The following is a 25,049-nucleotide window of genomic DNA, read 5'->3' as shown; positions in this document are numbered from 1 at the left end:
TCAACTGTCAAGTTAAATCGTGATTGATTTATAATATTATGTTTTGATTTTGTGTTGGTCAGTAACTTCTAGAACTATGAATTTTCTTTAAACAATTTTTGTTGTGCTATTTTCGATTTATAGTACCTATTAAGAAACTCATAACAAACCATTTCAAACTTTCTATTCTCCATGGAAAAAAGTCTGTTCATCATCATATGAATATAACTAGAGTTTAATTCATCAAAATCAACCTCTAAATTATTTTTTTCTTTAAGAGATATAATATAATCAGAAATTTTTTTTAAACTTCTTTTTTTGTTTTCTAAAATACTGTAGAATAAAGAATATTCATTCGTTTTATTCATCACACTTTCAATATCTTTTCTATATAATCTGTATCTATCATTAAGTCCTTGATTTAGAGTTTTTGATTGGATAAATTCATTTTTAAAACCCGTGCTTAAACTATTTAACAAATTATATTTTTCATTTAAATTGTAATTGAATATATCTAGATGATTATCAATTGCTATAAGGGAAAACATCCAACGTAAATTTTCATCGTTAAAGTTGTTTAGATAATCTACAACCATTATACTATCATAATAAAATAGAATCTCAGAATATTCAATAGTATTTTTACCATATCGTTCAACTTCTCGATTGTAAGTATCTAATTGTACTTTCCATATTAAGTCCTTGCTGACTAAAGGGTTTAAAGCTTTATGCATTTCACTTATAATACTACCTACAGCCTCAGAATTTTTGCATTTAAATCTAATTCTTAAATGTTGCTTAGGATCAGCATATCTTATAAAAAACCAAAGTTCAAGAACTTCTAGATCAAATAGTTTTAATGCAACTTCATTAACAATTCTTATAATTTCATCAGCATTTTCTACACCAGAATATATTTTATAATATATCCATTCTCCTCCAATTATATTAGTTCTTTCAATTAACTTATCCATATCATTAATTAGCTTGAAGTTTACTTTTGTTATAAATTGAAAAAATAAACTGATTTGTATATTGCTCACCATTTATATCCTTTATAAACTCTTCATCATTTTTAAAAATAAATTCTTGCAACTGAAATGTTCTTTTATTTTTTATAGTATTTATGAACATTTTAATGCAAGTTATATTTCTTAAATTAATAAGCAATTCATTGTCATCTTCGACCAAAACAATATAATTTGGAAGCTTGAATTTTTCTATGAATTCATTTATAGAATTCTCTAATTTTTTATCATTATTTTTTATTTTAGAAAGTTCTAAGACGTCTTCGTTACTTAAATTCCATGTAGCATTTTGTAAAATTATATTCTCATATTCTATTCTAGGAATAAACTTAAATTTATTGGACAAAAAACCTAAATCTATCCAAAGGCTACTTCTTACTTTTTCTGACTGCATGTCACATAAAAACTGATAGATAGGGAGCGGATTATTAGTATAGTTATATACATTTGTATTTTTAGGAATGACTTCCTTGTTATATTTTTTCGATCTTAAAAATAGTGTTTCATTCTTAATAGAAATCATTAAATCATTAATATCTATCTGTTTATCTTTACTCTGTATAGATTTTGCTAAATATGGAATTTCCATGTCTCTAAGAGTAGGTCTGGATAGAATATTACCAATTCGCGCTTGTGGTAAATGTACTATTTCTGCAACTAGCTTATCCTGATTAATTATTTTTTCAATATTTACTATTTCTTTCGTGAAATCGTATAATTCATTATTACCATGGCAAAATCTTGCTATTAGATTTGCAGCACTGTTTCCTCCACAACCAGTAAGTCTAAATTTAAGATCATTATTGTCAGGGACTATGTCAATCATTGCAGAGAAAGTATCTGGCAAGTCCTCCCAGTTAGCCTCTAAACTTTCAAAATCTTTATCGTTTAACTTAACAATATCATTGTTTTTAACTGCATCAAGTATTTTATTATAGAAGAAATCAATGATTTTTGACCAACGAACCTCATAACTATTCTTATTTGTCTTTGCCAGAATAGGTAATCCTTCTAAAAGAGGACTTACATTACCTGATTGAGTATGTCTACCATACCCAATTCCTGTTTCATTATCTAAAACAAAAGCAAGTGGCATTTCTCTATCTTCATATCTCTCATAAAAGGCTATCTTAAAGGAATCAATATCAGAACGATGTCTTTCACGAGTAATTTTATTCAATAAAACGATTGCTTTTTTAACACTTTTTATAACTTTCCTATTTAATTTATTTGTTACAGTTCTTGTAATTAAATCTGTTTGAAATAAATGTTTATGGTCAAATTCAACACTCATTTCTGTAACTATTTTTTCTATCTCCAAATAATTCTCTATATCATTACCAATTTTTCTATCTAAGCTGTTTAACCTTTTGTTAATTAAGTTCATTGTGCTGAGTGATTGAAATTCTTCTAATGAAAACTTATCTTTAAGGGTATCTTGAATTTGTACGATAAATTCAGTTCCTGAAACAGAAGGTTCTAATTCACTTATCAAAATTTGATTTTGAATTAAATCACAAATAAACTCGTAAGCAATCTCTTCAGTTATATCATCATCAATTAACAGAAGTACTAATTCCTTAATTGTTGAGCCATAGCTTGCCCTATCGAGAATGATTTCTAAATATTCGGAGGAATCAACTGCTACAATGTTATGGTAACGGTGTCCGTTCTGATAATAATACTCAACATATCTTATTTTATCACCAAGTTTATAAATGCTATTATTAGGAAAGTAATTAATTTTGTTTTTTATAATATCATCTTTTGCTAAACTCTGAGACAATGACACTAAATAATTCATATCTAAACGTGTATGCCTATTATGATTCTGTGCTTGTTCAAGGATAATATTAGTTTCATCAGCAAAAATACCTAGTGAACACCCAGCAAAAAGTCCATAAGGAGTACACCTAGATGTCATTCTAGAAAAGTATTTTATTATTGAAAGTTTTAATTTTTCTACTTTTTCAATATTTGAAATTTCATTATTTACCCATTTTTTCACTTCCGAATGCAAAGCAGGTGAAGCTAGATATATTGCTTCAATAAATATAGGATCATTACATAAGTCTTTTACTTGCTCATCAGTAATAGATTTCCCTGAAGTAAATGTATTATATTTTGTAAGAGAATATATAGGAGTTCTTAGAATAAAATTTGGAAGTAGATCGTAATGGTTATTTTTCATCAATTATTAATTTAACATTAAACATTCATCCCACTTAGTATTTAAAGGAGCTAATGAATTTATAATTACTAATCCAACTCCAGCAGCACCTTCTAACAATGATAGGTCAGGAATAAAGCTTTTAATTGAAGGATCCCATTTCTTTACACCTAAATAATTATCATCATAAATTGATAATTCTAACCCTTTATTTAACCAATATTTAGAGGTATCTTGAAAGGTATTGGTATTTAACTTATGACAAATATTCTTAAAAATATGAGATATTCCCATTGTACCATGGCAGATTCCCAAATCAAAAACTGAATTTTCTTCTAAATTTTTTCTCTTAGATGAAAATTCTAATATATATATTACTTTTTTTCTGAGACTCTCAGATTTAAGCAAATAAGAGGATTGAAGAAGTACAGTAGCTATACCTAAATCCCCGTAACACCATGCTAATCTAGAATTATCCTGATTTTTATTATTTACTACAGAAATCGTTGAAGCATATAGTGATAACTTATTTTCAAGATAATGAAGCTCAACTATAAAATTTATAGTTCCTACTAAGATGTCCCTAACTCTGTCTCTAAACTCGGGCAATTCATATAATTTATTTAAAATTCCAATAATGCTAGACATTCCATGTGATAAGCTTAAATCATACACTTTCTCACCATTTGAAACTTTTTCCCACTTATATTGATTTGATGTTTTGTCTGCAAAACTTTCTAGCAATGAAATAAACTCATAAATTTTTGCTTTATAACTAAGTTTTAATGATTCTAGAGATGTATTTCTATATCTGTTGATAAAATATAATGCATACCCAATTCCACCGTGCAAAAAGTCAAAGTTTTTCTTATTCAAACTAAAAACCATTACATTATGAATATATTCATCAAACCCAGATAATAATTCATCATTATCAAGTTCAATAAAATTATTTTCGACCAGATGATCTATTGTCCAACCAAACCCAGCAATTCCAGAGCAAAACGTAGGCAAACTGTACCCATCATTAATTTTTTCAAAACATTTTTGTAATGTAATTAAAGCATCTTCATATATATTTTCACTCTCTAAATACTTAGAATAATAGAATTGAAATAATGCAATACCAGATAAGCCATCAAGTATTCCAACATTATTTTCTTTAGAAACTTCTTCTTTTATTACATGATTAATTTCTTTTAGTTTTAGATGTAGCCTTTCCATTTCTAGATTTCATGATTAATAAGTATGACTATTGAACAATAAAATTTATTGCTTCTTGTAATATTTCATCCTTGCCAGTTCTTATTCCTTCAATTGTAGTTTTTACTGGAATATCAATTTCAATTCCAATTTTTTGTGTCTCTTTACCATTGGGATATAGTACTCCTATTCCCGTTATTGAGGTACTTAGATTTCCTGGTAAAATTATTGTTGAAACATTACCGTCAGCTCCCGCTGTTTGACTTCCAATTACAGCCGATTTTGGTGCTACTCTAAGAGCCATTGCGGTAAACTCAGCATTACTCTGTGTCATTTCATCTACTAAGATTGCAATTTTTCCTTTAAATTGTTTTTTGTAATTTTCACCTACTTGAGCAGGATTTCCAATTGTAAATTTTCCAATATCATCAAAAGAAGTTCGAGTAAACTTAGCAAAATCGGTAGGAGATGATACTAAATATTTTGAAAGACTATATACAATAAAATCTGAAGGATAATATCTAAGATCAATTATAATTCCCTTTTTATTTATATACTCATCCATGATTAAATCAATTTCATTTTCTTTAAGAAAACCTGGATTTATATAACCTATTTGTTCAGATACAAGTTTATGGGATGGCAATTTTTTATTATACTCAATGCTACTATTTGGAATACATTTTACATTTACATTTAATTCATCACTAAATTTATTTCTCTTAATTTTCAAAGACAAGAAATTGTTGTTGGTACGAAATATATTGAAGGAAATATTTCTTAAAAGTCCGTTTTGATTTGATGCTTGTTCATATTTAGCCTTTTCTTTTATAATATCTTCTATTTTTTTATGGTCAATTTCGGTAATAATATCACCTATCTTTATATTTGGTTGAGAATTACTCTCTGTAACAACTAGCTTATCTTCAACGAACTTAGCTACTATTGGAGCTTTATTTATACCGTAAAATTTTTCTATTGCATCACCAAAATTGTATATTGCGGCATGTGAATCATTTATTTCTGAGGTTAGTTCTAAAACAGATAATTTATAAGATAATTCATCCCTACTGTTAATAAATTGGGGAATATATTTGTACAAAACCCCATCCCACTTTTTAGTAAGTAAGTGTTTATATGGGTAAAAATATTCAATCATACTCCAATAACGGAATAATGCTAATATTTTAAGGCCATCATCGTCCCATCTCATATTTGGATATGATAATTCATTTTTAAAAATAGGATTTCCTTCTTCTGAGTAAAAATCAACATAAACATTTTCTCTAATATTAGATTTTTTATCAAAAGATGAAGTCCAAGTATTAAGTATTTTATCAAAGTTTTTATCGTAAATATTAGGCAAGAATTTAAATAATTCATTGTCCCAATCTATTTTACCTTCTGCAATAACTGAGCTGTTATACTTTAAATATGACCATTTTTTACCTAATTTATAGAGATTATCAATCTGTGCTTCGGAAAGTTTTTTAATGCTAAATTTGACAGTATTCTGCTCATTAATCATGGCTGATGTTTTAATAGTTGAATCTTTTCCTATTTCTATCCCATCTATATATACTTTCAAATCATCAAACCATGCTTTCCCATTACCTTGCAAAATAGCTCCGATATAGATGTAATCTGCGTCGTCATGTAGCGGTACTTTTACAGTGTATTTTTTCCAATCCTGTGTTCCACTTATATTTTGAGATTGCATATTGTCAAACTCAAGAACATTTTCTCCTTTATTAACCCGTATAAGAAGACCAGCAAAACCATCTTCTAGTTTTTCGGTTTTAATATATCCCTCCAAGGTTATTTCTTTTCCCTTGTATTTATTTTCTATTTTACAAGCAATGCTCCCAAATTCACCAATTCCATTTTCGAAAATTGATATACTTTTTTTACCTGATTTGTAAGTAATCGAATCTGATTTTACATTTTTATTCCCCCACAAAAACCATCCTTCGGGAATTGATTTGTTCTTTGATACAATTTCAAAATCTAAATTATAATCAATGTCTTTATTTTGAGATTTACAAGAGTAAAATAAAAATATAGTAAATATTAAAAATACATTTTTCATATAAATATTTTGAAATTTATTAAAGATATTAAGGAAAATGGAGTAGAATTATCTACTCCATATGAAAGTAATATTGTTATTTAGAGATTATGCACAACTTCTAGATGGCATATCTGTAGCTGTATTACATCCTGTTGTGGCAGGAAGAGGATAAGTTTGAGGAAACTGAGTGCATTTGCAAGATCTAGATTTAGGGGAGTTCGTGCAAATAGTAAGTCCAGTAATACCATCATCAAGTGAATTATCCATATCTATGTCACCTCCAACGATAAATGATTGATTTAATCTTGAAATTACTTTTTTGTTTAAAACCAAACTGCTTAATTTTTTTTCTTTCATAATAATTAAAATTTTTTGCCTACTTATTTACTACAACTTCAACAGAGAAATTTTAGCTTTCCTTTCGGAGGTAGGCTTTCGGCTCATTCCTACCATTCTATTGCGCAATATATTCTTCTATGACTTCTTTTCAAAAATAAGTCACTATTAATTATCATAAATATAAACGGCTTTTCTAAAAGGAGAAATAGCCATTTGTGTTTTTAGAGATATCAAATATAAAATTATTTTTAAAAAATTAAAATTAATCTTTCAATAAACGGTGAAAAGTCTTAAATATTATTTCAACAATTGGCAAGAAAAAATCAATTAAACAGAGGCCAATTTTATATCATTCTGTTATTTTTCATCAATTCTCAAAATGTTTTTCTTACTCTCACATATCTATTAAACCAATAATTAAAATCTCCTACATATTTATTAAACCTTTTCATTTTACAAACTTAAATTCTCGAAACGACAAATGATGACGGAGAGCCTGTTGATAATCTTGATGATATCCTCAATACCATACAGTATCAGAATAAACAAATGCCAACATATTCTCAATTCGTAGGAGCTTTTCCAAAATTAGAATATCCAGGATATCCAGGCTATTTTAAGCAAATGCCAGCTTCTCAAATCTACCCCATGGTAGGTGGTAACCTCGAGTATTTATATAATAGCTCAGGTAAGGATATCGGTCCATATAGAAATGCATGTACTGTGAGATTTTCATTAGCAATGAATAGATTAGGATTTTACATACCTAACAATTCACTGAGCAGAAAGGGAGCAGATGAAAACGGACAACCTCGATATTATTATTTACAAGCAAAAACAGCAGGAGATTTTATGTCAAAAACATTTGGAAGTCCAACTCATATATTAGAAGGTACAGATGCTAATAATCCTGATAAAGTGGCAAAGTTTTTGGAAGGTAAAACTGGAATATATGTTATTGCTAATAATAGTTCAACTACTGCTGGATATACAGGACATGTTGATTTAATCCAAAACGGACATATACCTGGGGGAGCAAATGCCAATAATGTTCCTGGCGGGATTAAATCAATCAGAATTTGGGAATTTAAACCTTAAAGTTAATTTAAAAATAAAAAAAATGAAAAAGATATTTTTAAGTCTTATCATCATGACTTCTTGTGGAGTACAATCTCAAGAAAATTATTTAGAGGAAAAGAAAGAAGCAATTCAACTTATAAAAAAATAAGATTCTTTATATTTAAGCAAGGATGAAAAAGTAAATTCTTTATTTGCAAATAATATTCAGTGCAGTATTTGTGAGATTGAAAATGGATATGATAATCAATACATCATAGAAAACAAAAAATTTGTCCAAAATAATCTTCAAGAAGTAATAAAGTTACTAGATTATAAATTATTGAAAAATTCTAATTCAACTTTTACTAAACAAGGAACTAATTTTGTTTTATCATATTCAACAGCTAATCCCAATAAAAAAACAGAATTTGAAGGGGCATCTGCTATAGTTACATTAAAAAAAGAAAATGGAAATTTAAAAATATCTTCTATAGAAACTATACCCTAAGATTTAATTACAAATTTCTTTTAAGATAATATAAAAGTCTTTAAGCTAATAAAAAATGATTGGTTTTACCACAGACAGGTTAAACCAATCATTTTTTATTTTAGGCAACTTTGAAAAATTCATCACTACTCCATAGTGCTGAATGACTCAATTCATAGCAATATCTGGCGTTCAAGTATATTTTCAAAAATTTCTCTAACTTGCTCGTGCCTTTCAAGAATTCCATACTGCTCTTTTAAATCAGGAACGTTAGATAATAGATAAACTTTCACTTAAATCAAGATATTATTCTCTTTAAAAATTGATCAGTATAATCAAATATAAAGTTCTACTTCTTCATTCATCATTTACACCAAATATAAACCACTGAAAACGAAAAGACTAAAGCGAAACAATCTAAAATGAAAGCTTCCGGTCCACAAAAAAGACTAAAAAAATGTTTTATCGTAAAGAATTTTATATATTTGCACCATCTAACAATTAAAAAAATAATTTACTATGTCAGACATTGCATCAAGAGTAAAAGCTATCATCGCTGATAAGCTTGACGTTGAAGAAACAGAAGTAACTCCTGAAGCTAGCTTCACTAACGATTTAGGAGCTGATTCACTAGATACAGTTGAGTTAATCATGGAATTCGAAAAAGAATTTAACATTCAGATCCCTGATGACCAAGCTGAAAAAATTACTACTGTAGGACACGCTATCGCTTACATCGAAGAAGTAGTAAATAAATAATATTCTTCAACAAAAAAAGAAATTAAACAAAGTTTATGGAATTAAAAAGAGTAGTTGTAACCGGATTTGGAGCAATAACACCAATAGGAAATAATGCAAAAGAATACTGGGAAAATCTTGTGAAAGGTGAGAGCGGTGCCGCTCCGATTACTCTTTTTGATGCCACAAACTTTAAAACAAAGTTCGCTTGCGAGGTAAAAAATTTCGATCCGTTACAGCATTTCGATAAGAAAGAGGCTAAAAAAATGGATAGAAATACTCAATTGGGACTTGTTGCTGCAAGAGAAGCAGTAGCGCATTCCGGCATTATTGAAGACAATGTAGATAAAAACAGAGTTGGTGTAATCTGGGGTTCCGGAATCGGAGGATTAGAGACTTTTGAAACTGAAGTGTTAGGATGGGCCAATACGGAAATTCCGAGATTTAACCCTTTCTTTATCCCAAAAATGATTGCGGATATCACTCCAGGACATATCTCAATTGAATACGGTTTCCACGGACCAAACTATACGACTGTATCTGCATGTGCATCTTCAGCGAATGCTATAATTGATTCCAAAATGCTGATCCAGTTAGGAAAAGCAGACGTGATTGTTTGCGGAGGCTCTGAAGCAGCCGTTACAGCAAGTGGTGTCGGTGGATTCAACGCAATGATGGCACTTTCTACAAGAAATGACGATCCTACAACAGCTTCAAGACCTTTTGACAAAGACAGAGATGGATTTGTGTTAGGTGAAGGAGCAGGATGTATTGTTCTTGAAGAATATGAGCACGCCGTAAAACGTGGTGCTACAATTTATGCAGAATTACTGGGAGGTGGTTTAAGTGCTGATGCACATCACATGACTGCTCCACATCCTGAAGGCCTTGGCGCTTATCTGGTAATGAAAAACTGTTTGGAAGATGCAGGCTTAACTGCTGATGAAGTAGATCATATCAACATGCATGGTACTTCTACTCCATTAGGAGACATCGCAGAATCCAATGCAATTTCGAAATTATTAGGCGAGCATGCTTATGACATTCAGATTAATTCTACAAAATCAATGACTGGCCACCTTTTAGGTGCTGCAGGTGTTATTGAAGCTATCGCTGCATTGGGAACTATTATTCATGGTACTGTTCCTCCAACCATCAACCATTTTACTGATGATGAAAATATTGACAGCAGACTCAACTTTACGTTCAATACTGCTGTTAAGAAAGATGTAAAAGTAGCCATGAGCAATACTTTTGGATTTGGCGGGCATAATGCTTGCGTTCTATTTAAGAAAATCTAAATTCAATGAATGGAGTTACAGAAATACTTTTCTAAATTCCTTCTCAAAAAAAGAAAAAGACAATTAACGGAGAGAGAATATTTTCTCAGTACCGAGCTTAGAAAAGTTTTGGGTACAGAGGTACAGAATATCGCTCTTTACCGTGAAGCTTTTTCTTTGAAAAATTCTTCTAAAAATCAAGACAGCAATTACGAAAGACTTGAATTTTTGGGAGATTCTGTTTTGGGTACAATTATTTCTTGTCATTTGTTCCAGACTTACCCTCAGGCTAATGAGGGATATCTGACACAAATGAAATCTAAGATTGTTAATAGGAAAAACCTCAATAAATTAGGAGAAGATCTCAAGCTTACCAGCCTTTTGCAAAAGCAAAACAGCTCATCAGCTTTAGGAGAAAATATCTCTGGAAATTTGTTTGAAGCCTTAATCGGTGCCGTTTATTTAGACTTCCATTATGATACCTGTAAAAGGATTATTTTGGAAAAATTGCTGACCCCTTCCGAGATCAATAAGCTTGAAAACAAAATTGTAAGTTATAAAGGTCTCCTGCTCGAATGGAGTCAGAAGAAGAAGGTCAATATAAAGTACGAAACCTGCGAGGAAATACAGGCTAATAAATCTATCGTATTTAGATGCCATGTATGGCTGGGAGATGAAAAAATTGCTAATGCAACAGAGACTTCCAAAAAGAAAGCAGAGGAAAAAGCAGCACAGAGAGCATTTTATATTTTAAACAAAAAAGAAAATATACTTGGAAATTCAAAAACTTTATGATCTTGATGATATAGAATTTGAAGATATTGCCATAGGATTGGTAAGATTAGCCAAAGATGTACCTGCTCATGAGTTTTTCTACAAAATAAATCAAACCAACAACCTCAATTTTTCAAGAAAGAAAGATCTTGTCTTTCATGGAGGTTATTATGATTATTTTTTTCCAAGATTTGAGGCCTACCACAAGTATACGAAGACTTGTTTTACCTTCATTTCCAATAAATCTTCTGAAAGTAAGCAAAAAAAAATTCAGACAGAACTCTTTACAGAAGAAGAAAACATTAAATTTTTATTAAATAATCAGGTAGATGTGGAATATATTCTGCATAGTTCGGAACAGTTTCCTGATTTTTCCGTAATTTTGCTCCCTGAAAATCTTGTATTTCCAATTCAAGATTATACACTGAGTTCTGATGAGGAACTTTATCAAATTATCCAGTATTATGAATAAGTATTTAAAGAAGACAAAAATTATCGCAACACTAGGGCCTGCTTCATCGTCGAAGGAGGTAATGTTAGATTTAATGAAAGCGGGTGTTGATATTTTCAGAATAAATTTTTCCCATGCAGATTACGACTTAGTTCGAAAAAATATTGAAATAATTAGAGAGCTAAACAATGAGTATGGTTATTCTGTAGGAATCCTTGGAGACCTTCAGGGGCCTAAACTGAGAGTGGGAGTTGTAAAGGAGGGATCTTACCTGAACCCAGGTGATATTCTTACCTTCACTAATGAAAAGATGGAGGGAGATTCCACAAAGGTATACATGACGTACCAACAGTTTCCACAAGACGTAAAAGTAGGTGAAAGAATCCTTATTGATGATGGGAAACTAATGCTGGAGGTTATCGAAACCAATGAAAAAGATACTGTAAAAGCAAAAACTATTCAGGGAGGTCCGTTAAGTTCTAAAAAAGGAGTTAATCTACCTAATACAAATGTTTCTCTTCCTGCCTTGACAGAAAAAGATGTTCAGGATGCTAATTTCATGCTTGACATGGAGGTAGACTGGATTGCTCTTTCTTTTGTACGTCACGCACAGGACATTATTGACCTGAAAGAATTAATTGCAAACCACCCGAACGGTAAATTCAAGACTCCTATTATTGCGAAGATTGAAAAACCTGAAGGCGTTAAAAATATTGATGAAATCCTTCTTGAATGCGACGGATTAATGGTTGCACGTGGAGACCTTGGGGTAGAAGTTCCTATGGAGGAAGTTCCTGCGATCCAGAAAAATCTGGTAGAAAAAGCAAGATTCTATTCCAAGCCGGTAATTATTGCTACTCAGATGATGGAAACCATGATCAACAGTTTAACACCAACAAGAGCGGAAGTAAATGACGTTGCCAATTCTGTATTGGACGGTGCTGATGCCGTAATGCTTTCCGGAGAAACTTCTGTAGGTAGATATCCGGTACAGGTTGTGGAAAACATGGCTAAAATTGTAAAAAATATCGAAACTACTCATTTCTACCAACACAAAAATGAGCCTATCGAGAAAGATTATAACTGTATTGATGAAAGATTCATTACCAACAGGGTTTGTCTTGCAGCAGTAAGAATTGCTAAAACAACCAATGTTTCTGCTATTGTAACCCTTACTCATTCAGGATATACAGCCTTCCAGCTTGCAGCACACAGACCCAACTCTCACATCATCGTATATAGTGGTAACAGAAGAGTAATTACAATGCTGAACCTTCTTTGGGGGGTTCATGCCTATTACTATGATATGAAGAAGTCTACCGACGAAACGATCATCCAGGTCAATATGTTAACACATAACTATGGTTACATCGAAACCGGAGATTTCGTCATCAATATCAATGCTACTCCATCATATGAAGGTGGAAAAACGAATACATTGAGACTTACGACAGTATAAGCAATAAGCAAAATTACTTTTTGTAACAGCATAAAAAACTCCCGGAAACAAGTTTCCGGGAGTTTTTATTTTATAGTGTAAAGTTTACTGTTAACTTATAAATGGTAGTTTGTCATTCTGAACGCAACGAAGTGAAGTGAAGAATCTCTGAGATTCCTTGTTTCCTCGGCATGACATTTTATCCTTTTAATTTCCTACAATCGTCTTAGCGGTCACAAATTCTTTTAAAGCTAATAAAGATAGTTCTGTTCCATATCCTGAAGCTTTTGATCCTCCAAATGGAAAACGTGGATCAGAACTTGTCATACGGTTGATATTGACTGTTCCAGATTCAAGGTTTTCAATGAAAAATAACTGGCGGTCTTTATTCTTAGTCCATACAGAATTGGAAAGTCCGAATGGAATATTATTGGCCATCTGTAAAGCTTCTTCATCATTTTTCGCAACCATCACCATACCCAGAGGTCCGAAAAGTTCTTCTTTTAAAATAGGATTTCCTTCCTGAACTCTGATTAAACCAGGATTAAATTCATTTTCAGAAACTCTTTCCAAAGGAATAATGATTTCAGCACCATTTTCCAATGCCCTGTTGAACTGAGCTTCCAATTCATCGGCAAGATCGGGTCTTGCCATTCCTGCCAGTTTGGTTTCTTTATCTAAAGGATCTCCAATCTCATATTTCTTATATTCTTCAATGAATATTGGTAAAAACGCATCTTCAATCTTTTCATCAATGATAAATCTTTTTGCTGCAGTACAGGTTTGTCCACAATTTTGAAGTCTGGATTTTGCTCCTGCTTTTGCTGCTTCCTCCAGATCCGCATCTTCGAAAATAATGAAAGCATCACTTCCGCCTAATTCAAGTAAAGATTTTTTAATATTTAAACCGGCAATTGAAGCTACTTCTCCTCCGGCTTTTCCGCTGCCTGTCAAGCTTACTCCTTTTACAGTATCATGTTCAAGGATTTCTTTTACAGCTTTATGTCCCACTTCAAGATTCTGAAAAATACCTTCAGGAAAACCTGCTTCCAGAAGTACTTCTTCAATGGCATTTCCACTTCCGAAACAAATTGAAGCATGCTTCAAAACGATTGTATTCCCAGCTAAAATCGCAGGAGTAGCAAATCTCAGCACCTGCCAGAAAGGAAAATTCCAAGGCATTACACCTAAGATTACCCCTTTCGGGGCATAATGAACTTCAGAATAAGAAAATTCTGATTCAACTTTTTCTGGTTTTAATATATTTTCAGCAGTGGCATAATAATTCATCATTAAAGCACACTTTTCCACTTCAGCAATAGATTCTGAAATGGGTTTATTCATTTCTGTAGTAATTATTTTCCCAAATTTCTCCGAATTATTCTTTAAAATTTCCGCTGCTTTTGCAATTAACTTCTGCCTTTCCTCAAACGGCACTTTTCTCCACACTGAAAACGCTTTATCTGCTTTAATAAGCTTGCTTTCAATTAATTGTTCCATAATATAAATTTCTGTTTTAAATTCAGCTAATGAATTTATGAGCGCTTTTATTTTAAAAGCACGGTGAAATTAGCAAATTCCATTCCTTAAGGGTTAATAAAATAATGATTTTCTCTATCGGAAGAATATAACTTTATCTTACATCATTAGCCATTCATTTACAAGACATGCTGCCAGTCTTGCTGTTCTGTCCTGGATATCGAAAGAAGGGTTAACTTCTGCCACATCCAGCGCCACCAATTTTTTATTTTTTAAGATATGCCTGTAAAAATGCATAAATGCAGCATCTGCAAAGATACCATTATAAGCAGCAGCCGAAACACCGGGAGCGATTGATGCATTAAAAACGTCCATACAAATGGTTAGATAGGCATAATCTACATTGTCCAGCAATTCATCAATACGCTGATAGATGGAGGTAAGGTTTTCAAAAAATAATTCGTCTGCCAGGATATATTTCATCCCATACTGATGGGCCGTATCAAAAAGTTTCAACGTATTGGAGTTTCTCTGAATTCCAATATGCAGAGAATTGATGGGACCTTCCTGAGCAATCTGCCAGAATCCGGTTCCTGAGCTTGGTCCTACTCCATTTTCTGGTTGTCGGTTATCGAAATGGGCATCAATATTAATAATGCCTATTTTCTGTTCCGGGAAGGCTGTTTTAACGCCTAAATAATGAGCATAGGTAACTTCATGTCCTCCGCCCAAAACAAGGGATTTTCCTCCTTTTAGAAGTACTTTTGAGACATTTTTGGCAAGATTATTCTGAGCGTTTTCCAGATTACCGTCTTCACAGGTAAGATTTCCAAAGTCCAGCAGAGAAAAATCCGGAAGAATTACCGGAAAATTAGACATATTTTTCCTGATCACATCAGGAGCATCTTTCGCTCCCTGACGGCCTTTATTTCTCCTTACTCCTTCATCCACAGCAAAACCATGCAATGCAAAATCTCCTGCAGCAATGTTGTCGTAATTACGTTCTTCTTTAACTCTTTGAAATAATCTGTGATAGAGAAGTTCTTCTCCGTCCAATCTGCCTTGCCAAATAGTACTCATTATTCAGTCATTTGCCTATTGTCTGTTCTTCAATCGATTATGATTGAAGAACAAATATTGTTAATTTATAATTTTATATCAGATTTCCATCAATATAAACCTGTTCTGCTTTCAGGCTTCCCTGGTTATACAGTACATTCTGGAAATTGTTGGTTTTGAAAGTGACAAAATCTGCCTTTTTCCCTACTTCCAGTTGTCCTCTATCTTCAAGGTTCAATGCATAAGCAGCACGGAAGGTCATCCCGGCCAAAACTTCAGCTGTAGTAAGCTTTTGGAAGGTGGCTAAAATAGAAGCCTGAGTAATTAAATTTCCCATTGGGGCAGATCCCGGATTCCAGTCACTAGCAATGGCTACAATAGCGCCTGCATCTAGTAATTTTCTTGCCGGGGTAAATTTCTCACCCAATCCTAAACTCGCTCCAGGAAGGGCTGTTGCCACCGTATCGGATTCTGCCAGAAACTGAATGTCTTCATCTATTGTGGCTTCCAGATGGTCTGCAGACTTCGCTCCTACTTCTACGGCAATTCTTGAACTTCCAGGGGTAAACTGATCTGCGTGAACCGTAATTTCAAAACCTAATTCTTTTGCTTTAAGCAAGAATTCTTTACTTTCTTCCGGCTGAAAAGCAGACTTTTCAATAAAGATATCTACTCTATTCGCTAAGCTTTCTTCTTTTACTTTTGGCAAAATTTCGGTGATGATATATTGCAGATATTCGGGATTGCTTCCGTCAAAATCTCTTGGTTTTAAGTGGGCTGAAAGACACGTTGGAACTAAAGTGGCTTTGGTTACATTCTGTGCTTTTTTAATAATTCTAAGCATCTTCAACTCGTTTTCCACATCCAGACCGTATCCACTTTTCACTTCAATGGTCGTAATTCCCAGATCAATCAAAAAGTTGATTCTTTCTCCTAAAGTTTTTAACAATTCTTCTTCTGAAGCATTTCTTGTATGCTGTACGGAACTCCAGATTCCACCACCGCTTTCCGCAATCTCCAGATAGGTTTTTCCTGCATTACGCATGGCAAAGTCATTCGCACGGTTTCCTCCGAAACAAATGTGGGTATGTGAATCTACAAAAGCAGGAAGAACAATCTGTTCTCCTTCAATCTGTTCGATTTCTATGGTAGGATTTTCTGTTTTCAATGTTTCAAAATTTCCAACTTTCCTGATGGTATTCTGATCTACAACAATTCCTCCGTCTACAATAATTTCCAGCTGCTCATCAGAAATTTTTCCTCTTAAGGGTAAGTTGGCAAGCGTTACCACCTGTTTAAATGGGCCTATTAATTTCATTAGTTTAAAGTTAATGCGATGTTTAGATGTAAGCTGATCCATTTTATATCAAACTCAATTTTCCAAACATTCAAAATTTCATTAATTTTTATTAATAATTTCTTCTCTCAAAAATACTTAAAATATCCCAATTATTTAAATCTTAGCTGTTCTCATTTTCAACCCTGGCTTAAACCTCTCTATCAATCTCAACGTTTTCTCAATCTGCCCTTCAACCTTTGTCTAAATTTGCTATCTTTGAAGTAAATGAAATGAATTAATGCCAGATTTTTTACATCCAGATAAGGAAAACTACTCACGAGAGGAGCTGATGCAGGAAGAACAGATCCGTCCACAGAGCTTTAAAGATTTTGCGGGGCAGAGAAAGACGCTGGAGAACCTTGAGGTTTTTGTTACCGCTGCGAAAAGACGTGGAGGAGCATTGGATCATGTTTTATTACATGGTCCGCCGGGACTTGGTAAAACGACTTTAGCCAATATTATTGCTAATGAACTTGGGGTAAACTGCAAGGTTACTTCGGGCCCTGTATTGGATAAACCCGGAAGTTTAGCTGGTTTACTGACCAATCTGGAAGAAAATGATGTTCTTTTCATTGATGAGATTCACCGTCTTTCTCCTGTGGTAGAGGAATACCTGTATTCTGCAATGGAAGATTACAAGATTGACATTATGCTGGAAACAGGCCCTAATGCCAGAAGTGTACAGATAGGGCTAAATCCTTTTACTCTCGTAGGTGCTACGACAAGAAGTGGTATGCTTACAAAACCAATGCTTGCCCGATTTGGAATTCAAAGCAGGCTGGAATATTATTCTATTGAACTTCTGTCTATGATTATTCAGAGAAGTGCAAGGGTTTTAGGCGTAGTTATATATGAAGATGCAGCAATAGAAATTGCAAGAAGAAGCCGTGGAACGCCAAGGATTGCGAATGCATTACTAAGAAGAGTACGTGATTTCGCTGAGATCAAAGGGAATGGTGAAATTGAAATCAAGATTACAAAATATGCTTTGGACTCTTTAAATGTGGATGAATTTGGTCTGGATGAAATGGACAATAAAATCATGCGCGTCATGATTGAAAACTTTAAAGGAAAACCAGTTGGTATCTCGGCTCTTGCAACATCTATTGCTGAAAATCCGGAAACCCTGGAAGAAGTATATGAACCATTTTTGATTCAGGAAGGGTTTATTATCCGTACTCCGAGAGGGCGAGAAGTTACTGATAAAGCTTACAAACATTTAAACATTACAAGACCTAAAAACCCGGGAGAGTTATTTTAATTCAAAGTTTAAGGTTTAAGGTTAATGAGAATTGATTAGTTTATGTTTATACCTAAATTATACAGAAGTGAAGATTACGATTTGATGAGAGAGATTATCAAAGAAAATTCTTTTGCTTTACTGATTTCTTCTGTCGGTAAGATACGGGCTACTCATTCTATGATGATGCTTAATGAAGATGATCCTGAAAATGCCTATATTGAAACTCATATTTCAAGAGCTAATCCCCAGGCCAAAGCCTTACAAAATGGTGATGAAGTTCTTTGTGACTTCTTAGGGGCTCATACTTATATATCCAGCAGCTGGTATGATCATATCAATGTTTCCACCTGGAATTATGAGGCAGTACAGATTCACGGAAAAGTTGAAATAATGAATCATGATGAGCTATATGCTCATTTGGATAAATTAACGTCCAAATATGAAAGTTTTCAGCAATGTCCCATGATGGTAAAAGATATGGGAAAGGAATTTGTGGAAAAGGAAATGAAGGGCGCTTTTGGGATTAAAGTTATTCCAACTGAAATATTTATCAAGCAAAAACTTTCTCAGAACAGAAAAGAGGATGATTTTAACAACATCATTACTCAACTTGAGCAATCTGATGATAACGCGAGAAAAATTGCAGAGAAAATGAAATTAATAAAGAAATAATCAAAATATACATATGAAGTTATATCCAATACAATGTGGAAAATTTAAACTGGACGGCGGTGCTATGTTCGGAGTCGTCCCGAAGAGTCTGTGGGAAAAAACGAACCCGGCAGACGAAAAAAACCTGATTGAGCTGGGGACACGTTCTCTGCTTATTGAAGATGGAAAAAAACTGATCCTGGTAGACTGTGGTCTTGGTAACAAACAGGATGATAAATTCTTCGGTCACTACTCTCTTTGGGGAGATGATACTCTTGATAAGAATCTTAAAAAATATGGCTTTATAAAGGAGGACATTACGGATGTATTCCTTACTCACCTTCACTTCGATCACTGTGGTGGAGCGATAGAATGGAATGACGATAAAACCGGATACAGACCTGCCTTTAAAAATGCTAATTTCTGGACGAATGAAAATCACTGGCAATGGGCAACAGAACCCAATGCAAGAGAAAAAGCAAGTTTCCTGAAGGAAAACATTATGCCAATGCAGGAAAGCGGACAACTTAACTATCTGCCACTTCCTACTACCGGAAACTACGGTTTCGCTCCTGATCTTAAAATGGACGTTATCTTTGTAGACGGACATACAGAAAAACAAATGCTTCCGGTCATCCAGTACCAGGAAAAAACTGTTGTTTTTGCGGCTGACCTTATTCCTACAGCAGGACATATCAACCCGGTGTATGTGATGGGATATGACACCAGGCCTCTTTTAACAATGGAAGAGAAAGCAAAGTTCCTGAAGCAATGTGTAGACAATGAATATTTACTGTTCTTTGAGCACGATGCTCATCATGAGCTGGCAAGTCTTAAAATGACCGAAAAAGGAGTGAGACTTGATGAGACGTTTAGCTTTAATGATGTTTTTGGATATTAATTTTTAATCATGGAAGAATTACATTCAGAAACACAGCAGACAGAGCCGGAACCAGCACCCAAGATCATTGGTTTAACAGGAGGAATAGGTTCTGGAAAAACCACAGTAGCGCGCTTTATAGAGGAATTCGGCTTTCCGGTTTATTATTCCGATGACAGAGCTAAAGCCATTGTTAATGAGAGTGAAGACCTGAAAACAAAAATCAAGGAACTTCTTGGCAAAGAATCTTATGATGAAAATGGGTTATATGACAGAAAATTTGTGGCTGATCAGGTTTTTAATAACAGAGATCTGCTTCAGCAATTGAATGAGATCATCCACCCCGCTGTAAGAATTGATTTTGAAAACTGGGTTAAGAAACAAAGCAAATATTTAGTTTTTAAAGAAACAGCTTTATTGTTTGAACTGAAACTTAACAGACAATGTTATAAGTCTCTTCTGGTAACAGCCGAGGATAATATCAGGATTAAAAGAGTAATGGACAGGGATAACAAAACTTATCGTGAGGTAGAAGCTGTCATGGAAAAACAGATGCCTGAAAGGGATAAAATAAAAATGGCAGATTGTATTATCTATAACAATACCAATCTCGAAGAATTAAAAGAACAAACTGAAAAAGTAGTTTTCAGTATCGAATAAATAAAAACTCGTTAGAAGCTTTTCTAACGAGTTTTTTTCTGCAAAAAAATAATTTCTGAGACATTATTCCAATGAGATAATTTAATAAAAAATAAGCCTCCAAAAATGGAGGCTTATTCTATGTGAAATTTAAATGACTTATTCTTTGATAAATTTCTTTTGGGTAGTATTACCGTTATCGTCGATATCAATTACATAAACACCGTTAATCAATCTGCTTACATTGATCTGGTTGTTTAGTAAGATACCGTCAGCAATTACCTGCCCAGCAGCATTGTAGATTTTGTATTTAGCTCTCTTGCTAACATTTTTCACAAACAATACTGAGCTTACCGGGTTAGGATAAATCATAACACTTGTCTGATCAATTGGATTAGCAACAATCGGTTTAGAGATTCTTACCGTGTAATCCTCTACTTCTCCGTTTTTGAAGTCAGTACAGTTCACAGGGATACCGTCTCTAGACATCGCTACTCTCATCACTACATACTTATAATCTGTCATACTTACAAAAGCATCTGCAGGTACATTGAATTTACCTGAAACAGGGCTGTTTGAATTAGGTGAAGAATTAAATACTCTTTCGTTGATGTCAAACTCTCCGTTTCTGTTGAAGTCAATCCAAACTGCGATTCCTTCATTGTAAGTAGTTCCTGTCCATTTTTTCTCAATGATGATCTCATTGTCAGTTGATCCCTGGATCATCTCGATAAATGTTTTAGGAACTCCAGTATAATCTGTATAAGTAGAAGCTCCGGATTCATTCTCCATTGTTTTCTTACCTGTAGGCTTCACAGTAACTTTAGAGATATGCTCTCCTGTAGAGTTTTCACCTTTCATCTTACAGTAGATTACGGTAGGTGTTGTAAAGTAGTAAGGAGGAGTATAGTTTCCTGGCGTACCGTTACAGATATTCACTACCTGCATTTCATATTTTGTTAATTCCGTAAGACCTGTCAATACAAGGTTATTAACTAATGATGGTACTTCTGTCCAACTTGGAATACCTACTTTTCTATATCTAAGAACATACGTTGCTCCAGGGAACGGATCCCATTGAATTGCCGCTGATGTAGGAAGCAATTGAGTAATTGTCAATCCTGGAGGCGGAATTTGGCATATTCTTTCTGTAGTAAATACTTTAGGGTTAGAATATGGATTCAATGTTGTTTCACCATTACACTGGTTAGCAATCTGTACTTCATAAGTTGTATATGGCTCTAAAGGAGTTGCACTTCCCAATACATAAGTATTTGCAGGAGCTGCTGGTAAACTTATAGTTGCCCATGTAGTAGTACCTACTTTTCTCCATCTCATTGTATACGTAGAGCTTGCTGCAAGCGGAGCCCATGTAATCAATGCTGTTGTTGGAGTAATGTTACTTACTGTTACATTTGGAGGAGTAGGATCACATCTTGTAGTGAATGTCTTGATTGGAGTTGCTGTTCCAACGATATCTCCACAAATTGCTGCTACCTCTACTTCATAAGTAGTTGCTGGTGTCAATCCGGTGATTACTAACGGAAGGTTACCCAATTGTGCTGAAGCATATACTTGCGTCCAAGCTGTTGTTCCCTGAGCTCTGTATCTCACCACATAGCTCACTCCTGCTCCCGTGATGGTAACAGTAGCTGTTGTATGTGTAGTTGTAAATGTTGGAGCGTTAGGAGTTGCATTACTACAAGGTCTGATTCTTACTCTATAATCTTCCACTTCCCCATCCACTGCATTCTGGCACATTACTGGAGCATTTGTACGTTTTAATACAACTCTCATTGTAGTTGTCAATGGTCCTGTGTAAGAATTTGAAGGAACAGCAAAAGTAGCCGTTACCGGAGTAGTTGTATTGGCTGGAGAAATTAAAATTCTCTCGGCATCTGTAAACTGTCCGTTTCTGTCAAAGTCGATCCATGCTGTTACAGCATCGTTACCTGTGGCACCTGTCCAACCTTTCGCTACAGAGATTTTATTATTCTGAGAATCTACATCTAAAGTTATAAGCGTCTCCGGAGTAGTATAGCTGGTATAATTGGTTTGTACCGAAGTATTATTCATTGGTGGCACTCCAAGGTTCGAAGAGGTAACTGTTACATTCGAAATATGGTCATTTGTACCGGTACCTGTCATTTGACAGTAAGTCAATGGAGGTGTTGTGAATGTTACTGTTGATGAATAAGATCCTGTAGAACCGTTACAAGTTGTAGAAACCTGAACATCATAATTAGTCTGCTCTGTAAGACCAGTAATTCCATAGAAGTTCTGACCAGCAGGAACTGTAGCAGTTTGCCAAACCCCACTTGGAGAAACTCTCCATCTGATATTATAAGTAGCCCCTGCAGTAGCAACCCATGACACTGTTGCAGTAGTTGCCCCAATATTATTTACTGTAATATTTGTTGGAGGAGCTGTTGAACAAGGCTGAGCATCTACAAATTTTACTGCATAATCTTCTACTTCTCCCTGAGTGAATGTTCCACATGGATTAGCATTATCAAAATATCTCATTACTACACGCATACGGGTAGGAAGAGTTCCTGTATACACGTTACCACTTGCCACCGTAGGTACTGCAAAAGTAGCTGTTACCGGTGTAGTTGTATTATAGGTTGTATTAAGAATTCTCTCGCTGGTTTCAAATGTTCCGTTTCTGTTAAAGTCTACCCATGCTGAAACTGCATATGAAGAAGGAGAACCCGGCCAGTATTTGTTTACAGAAATTTTATTATTTGCAGAACCTCTTTCAAAGATTACTACTCTTGTAGCATCCGCTGTATAATCTTTGTAATTGTCAGATCCGGAATTACTCATCATAATAGGAGTATTCGTAGGAGTAACAGTTACATTATTAATATATCCGCTTGTTGCAGTATTACTTGTAGGACCTGCTGTACAATAAGTAAGAGCAGGTGTTGTAAAGGTAACGGTTGGTGAGAATGCCCCTGTAGTACCTCCACAAACAGTAGCAACCTGTACATCATATGCAGTCTGCTCCAATAATCCCGTAAGTAATTGGTTACTGATTAATGGTGTATTAACTGCAATCTGTTGCCATGCTCCTGAAGGAGACACTCTGTATCTTACTATATAAGTAGCTCCTGTAGTAGATGTCCAAGTAACATTCGCTGAAGAAGGAGTTACGTTATTAACCATAATATTAGATGGCGGCGCTGTAGAACATCCTGCCAAATCGATCAGTTTCACAGCATAATCTTCAGTTTCACCATAATAGTAAGTTCCACAAGCACTAATAGGGCTGTATTCATTTAATACAACACGCATTTTTGTAGTCAGGTTTCCTGCGTAGGCACCACCGGCAGTAGTTGGTACTGTAAATGTAGCGGTAACCGGAGTTGTTGTATTACTTGGTGAAGTAAGTACTCTTTCAGTTGCTTCAAAAACACCATTACGGTTAAAATCAATCCAAACGCCTGTTAAGAAGCCATATTGATAACCAGGCCACGTTTTTGAAACTGAAACGGTAGCTGTACCTCCTCTTACTAAAGTAACTACTCTTGTAGGATCCGTACTGTAATCTGTATATCCACTCTGACCAGAGTTGCTGTACATAGACGGAGCACCTTGTGCATTAACAGAAACCTGATTGATATATCCGTCAATATAGGTACTTGTAGCACCGGAAGTACAATATGTAAGAGCCGGAGTTGTAAAGTTTACACTGGAAGAGAATGCTCCCTGTGTCCCTCCGCAGACAGTGGCTACCTGAACTTCATACTGAGTCTGCTCAGTTAATCCGGTAATAATCTGGTTTGCGACCATAGGAGTTGTAACATTGATTGTTGTCCAGGCTCCCCCAGAAACAGGTCTGTATCTTACCACATAAGTGGCACCCGAGGAAAGGTACCATCCTACATTAGCAGAAGTTGTTGTCAGGTTTGAAACTGTAATGTTGGTAGGTGGCGCCGTTGAACAAGCAGGAAGCGGGTGGCTTTCCAACTGTATTCTCGGAATATCTGCGAGTCTGTCTTTTGCAGAAGGCGGTGATGCAGGATCTGGATTTGTAGAATCCTCATAATAGATGATCCCACGGTTCGCTCCAGCATTATATGATCCCCAAGCCGTTCCTGGAGAAGATGCATAATCGGGAGTTTTTTCATTGACAGCAACCACAAGATTGTCTGTTCCATTCCATAAAAATGGTGTAGACAATTGAAGAGTTACCCAGCTTCCATTCGTTAAGTTAGGTAAAACTCCGTCAAACACCTGAGTCATAGAACTTACCGGAACCCAGTTTGTATTGGATGTAAAGCTATTCTGGGTTGTATTTCCCATATATACCACCCAATCCTTATAAACAGCCTGAGAGGCTGCGACGGTGGTAGAATAAAACTTTATAGCTGTGATATAGTTCGACGTACCAATGGCAGTCGTAAGTTCCGCAGCTGTATAAATCTGCTGGGAATAACTATACCCATAATAGGAACGTATGGGGAGATACACAGAGGTACCCGTTCCTGTCCCGATCTGTCCTGCCTGAGCCGAGACTTTGGATACAAAGCCTGTACAAATCAAACAGAGAAACAGAATTAAAGAGGTAAAGAATTTCTTCATAATGTTTTCATTATAATATTAATCACACAAATCTAATCATTTTTTATTATTAATTTATAAGTGCATTTATGTTTTTTTTATAAAAAAATAACAAATTCATCACTTATGCTCTAAATAAAGAAATCCCCGGGAGTTCCCGGGGATTTACTAAT

Annotated in this window: 20 protein-coding genes; 11 read left to right on the top strand and 9 right to left on the bottom strand. The window is 34.3% G+C overall.

Translation table 11 applies throughout. The annotated features are described in order from the left end of the window. Positions 1-74: 74 nt before the first annotated feature. The 5 genes from A1704_RS20085 to A1704_RS20065 form a co-directional block, all read right to left on the bottom strand. Positions 75-953, bottom strand: a complete 879-nt coding sequence (locus A1704_RS20085; RefSeq protein WP_157885788.1) for a thiopeptide-type bacteriocin biosynthesis protein — start codon at positions 951-953, stop codon at positions 75-77. A gap of 4 nt (positions 954-957) precedes the next feature. After that, complete coding sequence (locus tag A1704_RS20080; protein ID WP_062675805.1) at positions 958-3,198, bottom strand: lantibiotic dehydratase family protein; 2,241 nt, start codon at positions 3,196-3,198, stop codon at positions 958-960. A gap of 6 nt (positions 3,199-3,204) precedes the next feature. Then, a complete protein-coding gene (locus A1704_RS20075; protein ID WP_062675804.1) occupies positions 3,205-4,401 on the bottom strand; it encodes a lanthionine synthetase LanC family protein in 1,197 nt (398 codons plus the stop codon). Positions 4,402-4,429: 28 nt separating this feature from the next. Beyond that, positions 4,430-6,469 carry a S41 family peptidase gene (locus A1704_RS20070; RefSeq protein WP_062675803.1) on the bottom strand — a complete coding sequence of 680 codons (2,040 nt, stop codon included), beginning with the start codon at positions 6,467-6,469 and terminating at the stop codon, positions 4,430-4,432. An 87-nt stretch (positions 6,470-6,556) separates the two neighbouring features. Then, the gene (locus tag A1704_RS20065) at positions 6,557-6,808 is read right to left on the bottom strand and encodes a hypothetical protein (RefSeq protein WP_062675802.1); all 252 of its coding nucleotides are present in this window, start codon (positions 6,806-6,808) and stop codon (positions 6,557-6,559) included. Between the two features lie 531 nt (positions 6,809-7,339). Between A1704_RS20065 and A1704_RS20060 the strand changes: the two genes are divergently transcribed. The 7 genes from A1704_RS20060 to pyk all read left to right on the top strand — a co-directional run bounded on the left by A1704_RS20060 (position 7,340) and on the right by pyk (position 13,038). Beyond that, a complete protein-coding gene (locus A1704_RS20060; RefSeq protein WP_062675801.1) occupies positions 7,340-7,888 on the top strand; it encodes a T6SS effector amidase Tae4 family protein in 549 nt (182 codons plus the stop codon). Between the two features lie 301 nt (positions 7,889-8,189). Next, positions 8,190-8,357: a hypothetical protein gene (locus A1704_RS24570; protein ID WP_157885787.1), complete on the top strand. Its 168-nt coding sequence runs from the start codon at positions 8,190-8,192 to the stop codon at positions 8,355-8,357. A gap of 498 nt (positions 8,358-8,855) precedes the next feature. Beyond that, positions 8,856-9,095 (top strand): acyl carrier protein, encoded by a 240-nt coding sequence (locus tag A1704_RS20055; RefSeq protein WP_002976354.1) that lies wholly within the window; start codon positions 8,856-8,858, stop codon positions 9,093-9,095. Between the two features lie 35 nt (positions 9,096-9,130). Next, a complete protein-coding gene (gene fabF, locus A1704_RS20050; protein WP_062675800.1) occupies positions 9,131-10,375 on the top strand; it encodes a beta-ketoacyl-ACP synthase II in 1,245 nt (414 codons plus the stop codon). A 9-nt stretch (positions 10,376-10,384) separates the two neighbouring features. Beyond that, complete coding sequence (rnc, locus tag A1704_RS20045; RefSeq protein ID WP_062675799.1) at positions 10,385-11,149, top strand: ribonuclease III; 765 nt, start codon at positions 10,385-10,387, stop codon at positions 11,147-11,149. Next, the gene (locus A1704_RS20040; RefSeq protein ID WP_034693113.1) at positions 11,127-11,600 is read left to right on the top strand and encodes an IPExxxVDY family protein; all 474 of its coding nucleotides are present in this window, start codon (positions 11,127-11,129) and stop codon (positions 11,598-11,600) included. The genes rnc and A1704_RS20040 overlap by 23 nt, the downstream gene beginning before the upstream one ends. Next, positions 11,593-13,038, top strand: coding sequence for a pyruvate kinase (gene pyk, locus A1704_RS20035; protein ID WP_062675798.1), 1,446 nt, complete (start codon positions 11,593-11,595; stop codon positions 13,036-13,038). Before A1704_RS20040 ends, pyk begins: the two co-directional genes overlap by 8 nt. A 186-nt stretch (positions 13,039-13,224) precedes the next feature. On the opposite strand, the gene A1704_RS20030 is transcribed toward pyk, so the two are convergent. The 3 genes from A1704_RS20030 to hutI form a co-directional block, all read right to left on the bottom strand. Next, positions 13,225-14,517 (bottom strand): aldehyde dehydrogenase family protein, encoded by a 1,293-nt coding sequence (locus A1704_RS20030; RefSeq protein WP_062675797.1) that lies wholly within the window; start codon positions 14,515-14,517, stop codon positions 13,225-13,227. A 138-nt stretch (positions 14,518-14,655) separates the two neighbouring features. Next, complete coding sequence (hutG, locus tag A1704_RS20025) at positions 14,656-15,576, bottom strand: formimidoylglutamase (RefSeq protein WP_062675796.1); 921 nt, start codon at positions 15,574-15,576, stop codon at positions 14,656-14,658. A 73-nt stretch (positions 15,577-15,649) separates the two neighbouring features. Next, on the bottom strand, positions 15,650-16,873 hold the full coding sequence (gene hutI / locus A1704_RS20020; protein WP_062675918.1) for an imidazolonepropionase: 1,224 nt from the start codon (positions 16,871-16,873) through the stop codon (positions 15,650-15,652). A 259-nt stretch (positions 16,874-17,132) separates the two neighbouring features. On the opposite strand from hutI, the gene ruvB reads away from it, so the two are divergent. The 4 genes from ruvB to coaE are packed head-to-tail and all read left to right on the top strand — an operon-like array spanning position 17,133 to position 20,328. Continuing rightward, positions 17,133-18,155 carry a Holliday junction branch migration DNA helicase RuvB gene (gene ruvB / locus A1704_RS20015; protein ID WP_062675795.1) on the top strand — a complete coding sequence of 341 codons (1,023 nt, stop codon included), beginning with the start codon at positions 17,133-17,135 and terminating at the stop codon, positions 18,153-18,155. A gap of 42 nt (positions 18,156-18,197) precedes the next feature. Next, entirely contained in the window at positions 18,198-18,809 is a 612-nt protein-coding gene (locus A1704_RS20010) for an FMN-binding negative transcriptional regulator (RefSeq protein WP_062675794.1), read from the top strand. 13 nt (positions 18,810-18,822) lie between these two features. Beyond that, positions 18,823-19,689 carry an MBL fold metallo-hydrolase gene (locus A1704_RS20005; protein WP_062675793.1) on the top strand — a complete coding sequence of 289 codons (867 nt, stop codon included), beginning with the start codon at positions 18,823-18,825 and terminating at the stop codon, positions 19,687-19,689. Positions 19,690-19,698: 9 nt separating this feature from the next. Next, the gene (coaE, locus tag A1704_RS20000; RefSeq protein WP_062675792.1) at positions 19,699-20,328 is read left to right on the top strand and encodes a dephospho-CoA kinase; all 630 of its coding nucleotides are present in this window, start codon (positions 19,699-19,701) and stop codon (positions 20,326-20,328) included. A gap of 138 nt (positions 20,329-20,466) precedes the next feature. On the opposite strand, the gene A1704_RS19995 is transcribed toward coaE, so the two are convergent. Further along, positions 20,467-24,897 (bottom strand): GEVED domain-containing protein, encoded by a 4,431-nt coding sequence (locus tag A1704_RS19995; RefSeq protein ID WP_062675791.1) that lies wholly within the window; start codon positions 24,895-24,897, stop codon positions 20,467-20,469. Between the last annotated feature and the right edge of the window lie 152 nt (positions 24,898-25,049).

The sequence above is a fragment of the Chryseobacterium cucumeris genome, assembly GCF_001593385.1.
Lineage (GTDB): Bacteria > Bacteroidota > Bacteroidia > Flavobacteriales > Weeksellaceae > Chryseobacterium > Chryseobacterium cucumeris.
Note: the sequence above shows the minus strand (reverse complement) of the source record. Positions and strands in the feature narration are given on the sequence as shown.